The sequence below is a fragment of the Belliella marina genome (assembly GCF_042682445.1).
Classification (GTDB): domain Bacteria; phylum Bacteroidota; class Bacteroidia; order Cytophagales; family Cyclobacteriaceae; genus Belliella; species Belliella marina.
Map to the genome: position 1 here is coordinate 203,925 of NZ_JBHUHR010000045.1, position 12,340 is coordinate 216,264.

Consider the following 12,340-nt stretch of genomic DNA (forward strand, 5'->3'; position numbering starts at 1 on the left):
TTTAAATGGATAATTCAATTTGTATTACCTGATCAGGCTTAATAATCCTGAATGTCAGTTCCTTGCCTAGGAAAGGGGTTGGTTTATTGAGGAAATCTATTGGGTCTTCACCATCTATATGCATGATGATGTCGCCAATGGAGATCCCTTCTTGGTCTGCTGCCGATCCACCGATGACTTGGTTGACTTTGAGGTCTCCGGTAGCATCAAATCCAAGAAACATCCCTGCAAGTGCCAAGTCAGCAGGATATTGGGAGTATTGGTTTGGTTCCAGGTATAGTTTTTTGTGAAGTAAATCAATCGTGAAGTTGTATCGCTTGATGAGACCAATTCCCCAAGAGCCGTCATAGTTGCCGATGCGACGATTTCCTGCTGCTGGAAGCTGTAGGGAAATCAGAAAATTATTGATTTCTTCCCCATCAAGTCTCAGCCCATTTAGGTTTCCCATAAGGGTAGGAGTGACGATGTCAAAGCTGGTATTGGTGGAACTTGCTGCTGTTTTGAAATTTTGGTGTACTTGGGTACGGGCTACAAAATCACTGAAGAGGATCAAGTTGTAAGAAGCCCCTGTGTCCATGATTAGATTTGTGGGAATCCAATCTTTTTGGGAATCAAACTGTGTTTGGAGTTTGACTGCCGGTAGACCGGATGAATAATCCAATGGAACACAGATGGCTTCTGGCGATGGGGTATAGCTATTAAAGTCATACAATTCCATCACAGAGCGGTCAAAATCTACTTTCGTAGTGAAGTTCCGCAATATATTTCCGCCCAGAAGTCCGCCATTGGTATCTTTATACTCTGGAAAAACGACTAGATTTTGGTTTTTAAGGATGATATCTTCACCCAGGATCAAGGTGTTGCCTTTGGATAGCTGAACTTTCTTCGTTCCGCCAACGACGCTTGATTCATGATCTTGAGTTTCATTGACTCCTATATTTTTGGCAGTTCCAGAACCAACACCTATACCATCTGCACCTGTATCAAACAACATATGAATCGGGTTTTCATAGTCGTTCATTTTTATTGGTATGGTGATAGATCCACTAGAGAAATCAAATGGGATACTGGCAACGAGCCCTTTGTCTGATTTTCTATCTATGCCATAGGCTTTGTCAAAAATCTCCAGGTACAATATTTTACCATACTGGTCTAGGGCATACCATGTGTTTTTCGATTCCCCATTTTCCAATTGGACATCAATATAGACTCGTTGTTCACCTTTTTCCTCTTTTGATTCAACATAGGTTACTTTGGATATTTTAGGATACAAGTCTAAAAGTGATGCAAGCATGGAGGCTGTAGACTTACCTTCATACACCCCAATGCCAAAATCGTCTGAAATAAGTTCTTTAAATTTGCCCAAGTCTTGCGACTTTAGGGCGACGGCCAAAGAGTGCGTGGTTTTTTTATGATTGGCGTTTTTAGGGGAGAATGAACTCACCAAGCATAGTGTGATCAATGCAATCACCAATCCATATATAGCTGTGCTGCGTTGGATAATCATTTGGAGTAGTTTTTATGTGCTTGCAGTGGTTTGATAGCCAATTCCATAGGTGCTGAATCTGATAGAATTGCCTCTCTTAGTGAATTGATAGAAGATAAGTTTATTGGGGTTTGGTGTGTACCTTCGGTTAAGGTTTCGAATTCCCTGAATCTATCTTGGGCAAGCTTATTTTGCTTAGCATAGTATGCTGCCATTGCTGCATGAAAATAGGAATTGGGATGGGTATTGAGGTTTTGGCTTAGCCATGATTGGACTTCTTTAACCATTGATGGAGAATCCATGATTCCTTTTAGACAGAGTATTTCTCCCATTGCATTGATTTGGTCTATAGGATTTAGGGCCGTTTCTTGGGTTATCCGATTGAAATACCAAGTTGGATTATTGGTTTGGATGAAGAAGGTTTTCAATATAACTGGGAGCATCCTTTCTTTTTCGTGGGAAGAAATATGGTCAATGTATGATTGTAGCTTGGCCTCAAATCCATCAATGTCATCTTTGTCCCCATGTGTTTTTGCATAGCGTGACATGATAGCAAGCAACTTTTTGTTGATGATTTCCTGTCCATATTTTTTCGTTAATTCTTCTTTGTGTTCGAAGATAAAGTCATGGTCTTCTTGTGTATTCCCGAAAGCTGCCAAGACAGCAAAGCTTACTTCATCTTCCAACGGGCTAAGGGAAGAGGAAAGAAATGTAGAGATTGTTTCCTGACTGATTTTCCTTTCTGCTTTCAGGTAAGCATTTGAATAGAATTCGGGATAGCCATTGTCAAGGGTAGTGTTGAAAGCCAGGTATTGCTTGTTTTTGTTTCTTTCCAATGCTGTATCCAACCATGTTTGAAGTTCTTCCGCTGATTTGTATCCAGATACTATATCGATAGTATGGCCTTCGGGACTCAGGATATAGAAAGTCGGAAATCCGGATGTGGCATATTTTCTGGCAAGTTTCATAGCAGGGAGTTCTTTGAAAACATCACCCTTGAAAGCCACAAAGGGACCATTGAGATATGCTGCAACTTTTTCATCGGGGAAAACATCCCGGTCCATCTGCTCACAAGGATGGCATCCTTCGAAGTATAAGTCGATGAATAAAAGCTTGGACTCAGATTTGGCCAGGCTTCTGGCATGATCAAAATCCGCAATAAAATTTGTCTGGGAACTGGCGTATGTTGCCAATAACATGGCCAACATTGTGATACTTAGAAATCTCATTGTATTGGGTTTTTCTGAATAATTGGGTAATAGCATTCCAGTCCTGAGGTTTTCAGGAGGTTGGGAGGTATTCCCTCCCCATTGTTGGGAGAGGGAATAGAAATGGAAATTGAGTTATCTTTCTCTGTAGGAAAGGCTTATTATTTTTCCTAAACCTTCGTATTTGTTGCTTAGTGTCAAGGGACCATTTACAGGTGGGACATTGTAAAACTCAATCGTACCGGAATTTTCTGTTGCATTGTCATAAGTACTGACGATAAGCTGGTGCGGTATTTCTGCATTGTATGGTCTCAAAACCTCAAACTGTTCGAATTTCAACAAGCTAATTTCCCTATTTCCAAAGTCGAGCATTTCGATGGCAGTTTTGGCAAACATATCATATTCATATACTTTGTTTCCGATACTATAAAACAGATAGCCTAGACTTGGGTGAAAGGATATATTTTTGGCCAAATGGAAATTTGGTGCCGCTATCTCTTGAAAGTAAGTCTGCACAATGTTGTTGTTTCTGGTTTGTGTCATCCTGGCCAGATAGAACTTACCTGAATTTTGGTCTGACAATACTGCTACCGTTTCCCCACCATTATAGGGAGTATATGACATGTACACCAAATCCTTTCCTATTTGGTAGTCAAACAAAGTACCTTCAGGAAGTGGGGCAGATTCTAAAATATTAGAGCCTACATGTCTTACAAACCTTTTGTTGTCTTCATCAAATAGGATTGTATGTGTACTCCAGTCATTTCCTGTACTGATATATGGAGATATTTTGAAGTTTTGTGTTTCAGTATTCAGCTTGTTGATAGGTACACTATATCTGATATTGAAGATCCTCAAGTAGTAATACAAATTATCATCCTCCCCAATGATATAGGAAGAATTGGCTCCGTTTCTATACATTGCTTTGGCGGAGAAGTCTAACGGGGCATTCGCAATCATCTCAAAACTGAGCCTTTGGGTATCATCCCAATCGAATGTTTCTGGATCTATTTTGGTTGTGCCATTGCCGGTAGTAGTTACATAAATTCCATATTGCTGTGGGTGGTACCTATAGGTAAAAGTTTCCACCGGATTCCCCTCCAATGAAAGGGATGATCCAGTGAAACCCAATACATCATTGATGACTCTGGTATCATCTTCAATAAAGGAAACCATGTCTAGCCTTGCCTTACCTTCTACATCACACAGGGCAAGCCAACCTTCATAAATACTCGTGATAACTTGAAACTCAAACTTTTTGGTGAATTTGATTCCGGTTTTTTTGTCTTTGACCCGAAAGTACCCGTCATAGGAGTTTGGAGGAAGGGTTACATTGATATCTAGAATCCTTTCATTGCTTAGAAATTTCTCCACGTCACCTGGCAGAAGATTGCCCTTGCCATGTGCAAACCATTCATATTCATAATTTTCGGGATCAAATGAATTGTCCATTGTCAATATCAAATCTGGTTCTAACCTGAAGTTTTCTCCAACTCTCAAGGTGTAGGATTGACCTTCTTCCAGAAACCCACCAAAACCAATTTCATTGATTTCATTGTATTCATAATTGCCCAAGTCTTGATAACATCCTGATGCGAAGAGAAACAGGAGGGCAAAGGACAGCGTGTTTATATAATTTTTATTCATCGTTGCTTTTTTTAGAAAATTAAATAGCTGAACCCATGATCATTTCAGAACCATCTTCCTCGTAAATCGTATTCCCCAGTTCCTTTTGTAGTAGAAGGTATCTTTTCATAAAAACACCTATGTACATGACTTCCGCTAATTGTGGAGGAGAGAGAAACATTATCGGGTTAACATTCATTACTTCCGAAATCAACATCAGCTTTTTGACGGAGAAAGTACCCAGGTAAGGATCAAACCAAAATTGGGGTCTGCTCACTGCTCCGGTCACATAAATCGAAAAGATGTCGTGTTTTCTAACCGTTACCCCTGAGCTATTGATCAATTCATTCATATTCACATCGAAATGCTCGTTGGGAAGGAGCTGCATCACCAGTGACACGGTGTCAGATGCAATGGCTTCAGACTTGATCAAGCTAATAGGGATTCTTGCGATGAATTCCCCTGCCTTTAAGACTGCAGGTTCCAGCATGCGGTAATGAAGATCAGCTGTTGCTGTGGTACCGTTGATCAGCTGGAGATTTACCGGACGGTCATAATCAGTTGCATTGCCAGTGAGTCCGATTTCTACTGTAATCACCGAATCGATCAAGTCAGGTCTTGTCAAGCCCAGTGAATAGAATAGGCTATCTGTAGCCAGATTTGTATTGGTACCAAAGACAGACCTCCTGAAATAAACGGCGTCTTTTTCTGAATAAGTCATCAATTGTTCCTCTACACAACTGCTGGCCAATAGCAGGAATAGTATGGCAAATTTTATATGTATAGTTAATTTTTTCATGGCTTGGAATTGATTAATTGTTTCTGAATTCAAACTCCACTAATGGGATTGGGATCATGTAAGTGGTAGTGCTCATAGCCCTATTTCCACTATTGGCTGAGCCGTTGGGTATTGCTGTGATTCCTCGACGCTTGTAATAGAAAAACAATTGTCCTTCACCATAAAATTCTTTTTCATATTCCCTTTGGATTTCCGTCTGTAGGTTCACTCCAGAAGCAAGCTCTGGCAAACCTCTGTTGAACCGTACAGTATTGATGAGTTCCAATGACTGTTCGGGATCAGATTCTGCCAAAACCTCCGCAGCTATATAATACATTTCAGATTTCCTTATCATAGGTATGATATACCTGTATCGTGCAGCTATATCATTGGTTCCTGGCACTATAGGCTCAGCATATTTGAAGAAGGTCCTGAATGGTTTTGTGGCAGGGATGACCCATGAGGAGTTGAATCTGTAGTCATTCTCGTTGGCTTGGAAGGTGTTGGTGAGACGACTAGGTCTAGCAGCAAGAATGGTTAGTTCTGTCAATTCGCTTGAGAAAAAGTCCCTTTGAAGATTGGTTCTTTGGAGGTTTTGCAGCCCGAATATGATTTCCGTTGAGAATAACCTGTCCGGTGCCTGTGGACGGTTTAGGATATGGGAAGGGTCTGTCCAAGGAAACCATTGAGATGCTTCTTTGATTACGCCTTGTGCAGCTTCCAATGCAGCACTTTTCTCTCCTGCATAGAGCAGAGTCCGAGCTTTGAGGGCTTTGACCGCATAATAATTGAGTCTGTAATTCCTATAGCGGAAGAAATTGCTTCCTCCCAAATCAGGTTCTGAAAACATCACCCCTTGGGATCTGATGGGATCATCGGAGAGAAGGGATTCAGCTTTTTCGAGATCCATTATTACCTTGTTTAGGAATTGGATTCCACTAAGCAGAGGTGCTGGCTCGGTAACCACCTGATCATAGTAAGGTAGACTGGTATCTTCAAGGTTGTTTCCTGGCATAGGACCATAAAGTCTGAACAAGTCGAAATGCAACAATGCCCTTAGTCCGATGGCTTCACCTCTGACTATAGCTTCATGTGCTGGAGATAAGACTGTTGGGTATTCGTCCAATCCTTTTAGAAGTGCATTGATATTGAGTATGTTGACAAATGCTCCAGTCCAAATGTTTTCGAATTTGGTGACTGCCGAAGGATCTGTGTATCTAAGGAATCCATAGTTGTAAAATGGATGCCTGCTATCTGCCACATCATACCTTTGTGCGATGGCTTCTACGGTAGTCATCGTTAGGTCTGCACCATATGATGTTCTATTGTTCATAGCTAGGTAGACCCCATTCAGGGCATTGTGTATTCCAAGTTCATTGGTGAAAACCTGCTCTTCGAGAAGCTTGTCCACCGGGGTGACATCTAGAAAATTGTCACATGCCGTTATGTTGATCGCCAACAGAATGGCAGAAGTATATGTTAAAATTCTTTTTTTCATCTTTAGTGGATTTAGAAGGTGGCATTTACACTCAAAGAGACTGTTCTTGCAAATGGATATTGGATACCTCTTTCTACCCTGACAGTGGATAGCCTGAAGATGTCATTCATATACGCATTGACCCGGAGTCTTTGCATCCCCATTTTTTGTATGAAGGGGCTGTTGGCTGGCCATTGATATCCAAAGGATATAGATTCTCCAGAGATGATATTCTCACGTTGGACAAATCTCGACGACATAGGGGTAAAGTCATTGAGCCTGATGCTTTTGAATTGACTCACATCCCCCGGTTCCCTCCAACGTTCTGTAAGGGCACGTCTATCTTGGTTTTGGGTGATTTCCAAATTGCCAATATTCTCTACCTTGTTGTATAAGGCAGAATTGAATACATCTCCACCAACCCTATACCTAAGGAATGCATTGAATAGGAAACCCTTGTAGGAAATGTTGGTGCTGATAACCCCTTCAGAAACGGGTCTGGTATTTCCCACCCTCACGATATCCTGTGCGTCAAAATAGTAAGTGGATTCACCGAATCTATTCTGAAAAACCTCCCTTCCCGTAGCTGGGTCTATACCCAAAGACTTTACAGCCCAGATATCAGTAGGAGAGAACCCATCTCGATACCTGACAAGGCTACTGGAGTTGAACTGTTCTTCATTGAGTTGATCCAGTTTGTTGTCAAAGCGGTCATATTCCTGGATGATGAAATTCCCCATCCACCCGACGGTCCATACTATCTGCTCCCTTGGCCTGAAGATAGGGGAGAACCTGAAGTTGGTTTCTACCCCTTTGCCATCAAGCATTCCGATATTGAGTGGTACTCCTTTGATCCCTGTGGATGCGGGTTGGTCCAAAATGATGATCAATGGGTCGGTGATTTTGCTGTATACATTTAGGAAACCAGAGAAGCGGTTGTTGAACAACCCAAAATCCAGGCCTATGCTTGTGTCTCTGGTACGTTGCCATTGGAGGTCAGGATTGCCAAGGGTGGACAAACCTATTCCCTGTCCAAATACATTAAGCTGTGAAAAATAATTATAGACAGACATCGAGGTAATATTGCCAAAACTCTGGTTGCCTGTGATGCCTATATTTCCCCTTAGCCTGAGGTTGTTGATCGCCGAGTTTCCTTTAAGGCTTGGTTCATTGTGCAAGTTCCAGCCGGCACCGATTGCCCAGAAAGGAGAATAGGGATTGTTTCTTCCAAATGCAGTAGATCCGTCAAGTCTGTAAGTGGCATCAAAAAGATATCGTTGGTCGAAACTGTAGTTGATGCTGGCCAATACATTGACCCTTCTGAAGTCTCTATAGCTGGCTGTTGGCCGGGAGTTTGGTTGATAGGAAAAGGAAAATGCAGGGTTTCCAATTACGCCAACAGGGAAGCCTACAGCCCTGAATGATTTTCGGCTATTGGTCTCACTCTGGATTTCAGCTCTTGCATTGGCAGTGAAACTGTGTTTGTTGATCACTTTTGAATAGACTGCCATGATATTGGATCTGTATAGAAACTTGTTCGTCTGAGCATTGTTGTACCTGCCTCTTTCCAATACATCCACTATGTCAAAGGCTGAATTTAGGGGGCTTAGGAAGTCCTCTTGCTCAGATTTCTCTCCCAATAATTGCACCATGCCCTGTAGACGGAAGTTGTCAGCCAATTGATAGATCAACTGGAGGTTGTTTTGTACATTGAAATTGCTTGTGGTATTGAATTGGTGATCAAGCAAGGCATTGTAAAGTGGGTTGGGAACACCAGGTCCGTCGTAGGGAATACCACTTACAGTACCACTTTCAAGGTATTTGTTTACTCCACCATCAGCATTATACTTTCTGAAATATGGATTGGTGTTCACAAAATCAGAAAAGTTTCCATAGGGTGATTCCTCTGCTTTGAAACCATTTACAAATAGTTTGTTGCTGATGTTAAGCTTGTTTTTTCTATAAATCAAATCTACCGCACCTTGCCAAGTTTCCCTGCCTGATCCTTTGAGAACCCCTTGGTTGTTTCTATAGTTGACAGATACACCAAAGCGTAATTCTTCTGTTCCCCCATCTGCGTACAGGGTGTGGGAATTGGTGATGCCAAGCCTTACAGGCTCAGAAAGCCAATAGGTATTCACACCTCTTCTCACTTCTTCCAGCCTCTGGTGGTAGAGGTTGTCTAAGCCTAGTTGTAGTTGGGGACTGCTGTAGTAGGGGGTGTATCTACCAGACAATCTTTCGAATTCCAGTTTTTCTTCGGCATTCATCATGTTGTACTGGCTGAGATCTGGCATGTCCAATCTGTAATCCCCTGTGTAGGTTAGGAGGATTTTACCTACTTCCGGCTGTTTGGTTTCTACCACTATGACACCGTTGGCGGCGACTGATCCATAGAGAGCTGTGGAAGCGGCATCTTTTAGGATCGTAATGGATTTGATCCTGTTGATATCAAGATCAACAATTGTCCGGAGATTGGTCTCGAATCCATCCAAGATAAAAAGTGGTTGGTTGGGGTCAGCTCCGAATTCATCTCTTAGTTGTTCGGTGGAGATACTGGTTTGTCCCCTTACTTCTATATTAGGCAATACATTGGGGTTGGAACCGAATTGGTTGTTTTCAAAAATCACTACTGAGGGATCCAGGGATTTGATCGCATCGATGGCATTGCTGTTGGTGATGGCCTTCAATTCTTCACCTGTAAAGGAAGCAACAGCGCCGGTGAAGCTTTCCCTTTCCCGCTCCACAATACCAGTGACTACAAATTCATCCAACCCAGAGACGGATACTTTCATCCTGACATTGATGGTCGATTTGCTGCCTATGGGGATTTCTTGTGTCTCATATCCCAAAAATCTAAAAATCAGGACTGTTTGAGAGCTTTCTTCTGGGATATTGATTTTGTAAACTCCGTCATTGTCTGTTACAGTACCTTTGGGGGAGCCTTTGATGCTTACTACAACACCAACCATGGGGTCGCCTGATTCATCAAGTACTTTTCCTGTGATCAGAATGTCAGCTCTGGTACTATTTGTTTCTTCTGTCTTATTGGAATTGCCTACTGAAGGCTTCTGTGGTTTGAGTACAATTGTTTCATTGACGATTTCAAATGTGATTCCAGTGTTTTTAAGATATTTATCCAATAGGTGATCTACCGCAATATTGGATTCGTTGATGTTGAGGTTTTTCACCTTTTTTATCTCTTCCAAGCTATAGAAAAACCTATATTCTGTCTTTTTTTCTATTTCCCTGATCAAAGAACGGAGCTCTATGTTCTCTTTATGGATGTCCAACCTGACCTGGGAATACCCCGCAGCGGCAAGCTGAAATGTGAAAGCGATACTTAATATCAAAGTGAGCTTCATGATTTTTGAAAATATATCCCCCTTGCAGGGATACCTGGTTAAATGTTTTTTCATAAATTGTTGGTGGAAAGTTGAACATTCATTTGTTTGATGATCGGGGTGTAGTCTGTTGGCGCAGACGGCACCCCTCTTTTTTACTCGACTGTTAGTTTTTTACCATATTTTTTGATTTTGATTTTATTGGTTTTTGCAATGATATCCAGTATTGGTTCTAGGCTTTCGTAGCGGTTGATCCATCCTTCGAAAAGGATTTCTTTGGCGTGTGGGCTTTTGAATTCTGTCTCAAAGTCATACCATCTCGATAGATCTTTGAAAATATCTTCCAGTCGGGCTTCTTCAAAGTAAAACTGCCCCCGTATCCATGAGGTGGATTTGACTGCATCGACTTCCTCGATTTTGTATTGTTTGGTCAGGGGGTAGAAAGTTGACTTTTGGTCAGGGACCAGTGTTTGTGTAAACTCAGCTGTGTGGACATGTACCGAGCCATTGACAAGTACGGTTTCTTTGTAGTTTTCGTCCTGGTAGGCTTTGATATTGAAGGATGTTCCGAGTACTTTTACTTCCATATCGTCGACCTCAACTATAAATGGCATGTCGGGATTATGGCTTACCTCAAAGAAAGCTTCGCCATTGAGCTTTACACGGCGCTCATTGCTATTGAAACTGACTGGATAGGTGATGGCTGACATGGAGTTTACAAATACCTTTGTTCCATCAGCTAACATGACTCCATATTCCTGGCCTCTTTGGGTTTCCAGTGTGTTGAAGACCGTTTCCTTATTTTCCTTCCTGTCCAAGTCTTTGTAGGATATAAAATTGTCAATGTTGGAGATTAGCCCTTGTCCAGCCTCTTCTTTGCGGAGATCCTTATTGAGATCCAGGTTGATTTTTGAACCGTCAGCCAAAGTCAAAGTAGCATGTTGGCTACCTGGTGAGATTGGGGCATTGAAGTTCAAATAGATGAAATATCCCGCTCCGATCAGAAGAGGGATAAATAGGGAGGCAGCCCATTTGAGATAGGTTTGGATTTTCCTTTGTGGTGTTTTTTGGAATAATTGCCCAGAAACGTTTACCCAGGCAGAAGCTTTGTCAAACTTAGGAAAGCGCTCTTTGTAGGATTCCAGACTCTGGTTTTTTATTTTATGGTAAAGTGCTTTGTTTGTGTCTGATGCATTTATCCATTGGTTTAGCGTGTTGGTTTCTTCTTCGCTGATCTGACGAAGGATTTCTTTGGCTATTAGGTTTGATATATTGGAATTGTTGGTCATACCAAAAGTTTATTTGGTATTAAAACAACCACACCTTAGTAAAGGGTGAATGGAATTATGAAAAAGTTTAAAAAAATTTTTATTGAAGAAAATCCTTGAACAAAACCACCAATGAAATGTTTGATGCAAGGGTTTTCCTTAATGATGTGTAAATGTTCTTTTTTAGTGTTTTTACGGTATTTATTGAAACCCCGAGTTGATCAGCAATTTCCTGGTTTTTAAAGCCCTGGAGATAGAGATCTATGATTTTTTTGCTTTGTGGTGGTAGGTTGGAAAGTGCCATTTCCAATTTACGATACACTTCTTCCTCAAGTACTTTATCTTCAAAGTCTGTGTCCAGATCTAGGTGGGAGTCGTTTATTTCAAGCGTATTATTTCTTTTGTTTTTGAGAAAGTTAAGGCATTTGTTTTTGGTGATGGTATAAAGGAAGCTTTTCAGTGCAAGTGGTGAAATAATTTTCCCTCTATTTTTCCATAATACTATAAATGTATCCTGGACTATATCTTCTGCATTGGACTCATCATGCAAATACGTATAGGAAAACCTACACAGCGATTCATAGTAGATGTCAAAAATCTGCCTATAAGCTTCCTGATTCCCTTTTTGAAGATGGTTGATGATTTTTGAATCTATAGATTGATAGGGCTGCACTAACTTCTTTGTTTAACGCTTTCTTAGGTATGAAACCTTTTACATAAACTGTAATGTTCGAAATTTAATAGGTAATTCCAATAAAAACCTACAATCCACAATAAAACTTATAGCTAGGTGATGATCTCGTGAAAAATACCTGTTTTTGATTTCTTAAGACTAGTAGCTTTTTTTCAGTACTCGGTATTAGTAACCTGAGTTCGACTATTCTCACTTTGTCAACCTGCCTGCCGGCAGGCAGGAACGGTTTTAAATGGTGAGAACTACGAAAAGAAGGTGCGTGAAGTAAAATTGGGATATTGTGGATTGAAAAAGTGAAGTAGATTGCCGTTTAAAACCGAATAGTCGGCTCAGTCAATAAAAACAACCATTTACTGCGTTAAATTTCTGAGCGATAGCTTAGGCTATCCCTCAAAAATTTGCCTTGTAACTGGATATTTTTATTGATTTTGACTTTGTGATAACAATCGAACTCAGGTT

Annotated in this window: 8 protein-coding genes; all 8 read right to left on the reverse strand. The window is 41.0% G+C overall.

The features are described from left to right. Nucleotide 1: 1 nt before the first annotated feature. Nucleotides 2-1,507 (reverse strand): aspartyl protease family protein, encoded by a 1,506-nt coding sequence (locus tag ACFSKL_RS17850; protein WP_376887922.1) that lies wholly within the window; start codon nucleotides 1,505-1,507, stop codon nucleotides 2-4. Then, a complete protein-coding gene (locus ACFSKL_RS17855) occupies nucleotides 1,504-2,715 on the reverse strand; it encodes a thioredoxin family protein (protein WP_376887923.1) in 1,212 nt (403 codons plus the stop codon). The genes ACFSKL_RS17850 and ACFSKL_RS17855 overlap by 4 nt, the downstream gene beginning before the upstream one ends. A gap of 114 nt (nucleotides 2,716-2,829) precedes the next feature. Then, nucleotides 2,830-4,341, reverse strand: a complete 1,512-nt coding sequence (locus ACFSKL_RS17860; RefSeq protein WP_376887925.1) for a PKD-like family lipoprotein — start codon at nucleotides 4,339-4,341, stop codon at nucleotides 2,830-2,832. Between the two features lie 19 nt (nucleotides 4,342-4,360). Continuing rightward, a complete protein-coding gene (locus tag ACFSKL_RS17865) occupies nucleotides 4,361-5,119 on the reverse strand; it encodes a DUF4843 domain-containing protein (protein ID WP_376887926.1) in 759 nt (252 codons plus the stop codon). A gap of 13 nt (nucleotides 5,120-5,132) precedes the next feature. After that, entirely contained in the window at nucleotides 5,133-6,596 is a 1,464-nt protein-coding gene (locus ACFSKL_RS17870) for a RagB/SusD family nutrient uptake outer membrane protein (protein WP_376887929.1), read from the reverse strand. Between the two features lie 11 nt (nucleotides 6,597-6,607). Next, nucleotides 6,608-9,994, reverse strand: a complete 3,387-nt coding sequence (locus ACFSKL_RS17875; RefSeq protein ID WP_376887932.1) for a SusC/RagA family TonB-linked outer membrane protein — start codon at nucleotides 9,992-9,994, stop codon at nucleotides 6,608-6,610. Between the two features lie 80 nt (nucleotides 9,995-10,074). Further along, entirely contained in the window at nucleotides 10,075-11,208 is a 1,134-nt protein-coding gene (locus tag ACFSKL_RS17880) for a FecR family protein (protein ID WP_376887934.1), read from the reverse strand. Between the two features lie 79 nt (nucleotides 11,209-11,287). After that, nucleotides 11,288-11,860 (reverse strand): RNA polymerase sigma factor, encoded by a 573-nt coding sequence (locus ACFSKL_RS17885; RefSeq protein ID WP_376887935.1) that lies wholly within the window; start codon nucleotides 11,858-11,860, stop codon nucleotides 11,288-11,290. Nucleotides 11,861-12,340: the final 480 nt, after the last annotated feature.

What these genes read in the sequence shown, in the direction of transcription:
- ACFSKL_RS17850 (WP_376887922.1), bottom strand. Translation starts at nt 1,507, where the DNA reads ATGATTATCCAACGCAGCACAGCTATATATGGATTGGTGATTGCATTG.
- ACFSKL_RS17855 (WP_376887923.1), bottom strand. Translation starts at nt 2,715, where the DNA reads ATGAGATTTCTAAGTATCACAATGTTGGCCATGTTATTGGCAACATAC.
- ACFSKL_RS17860 (WP_376887925.1), bottom strand. Translation starts at nt 4,341, where the DNA reads ATGAATAAAAATTATATAAACACGCTGTCCTTTGCCCTCCTGTTTCTC.
- ACFSKL_RS17865 (WP_376887926.1), bottom strand. Translation starts at nt 5,119, where the DNA reads ATGAAAAAATTAACTATACATATAAAATTTGCCATACTATTCCTGCTA.
- ACFSKL_RS17870 (WP_376887929.1), bottom strand. Translation starts at nt 6,596, where the DNA reads ATGAAAAAAAGAATTTTAACATATACTTCTGCCATTCTGTTGGCGATC.
- ACFSKL_RS17875 (WP_376887932.1), bottom strand. Translation starts at nt 9,994, where the DNA reads ATGAAAAAACATTTAACCAGGTATCCCTGCAAGGGGGATATATTTTCA.
- ACFSKL_RS17880 (WP_376887934.1), bottom strand. Translation starts at nt 11,208, where the DNA reads ATGACCAACAATTCCAATATATCAAACCTAATAGCCAAAGAAATCCTT.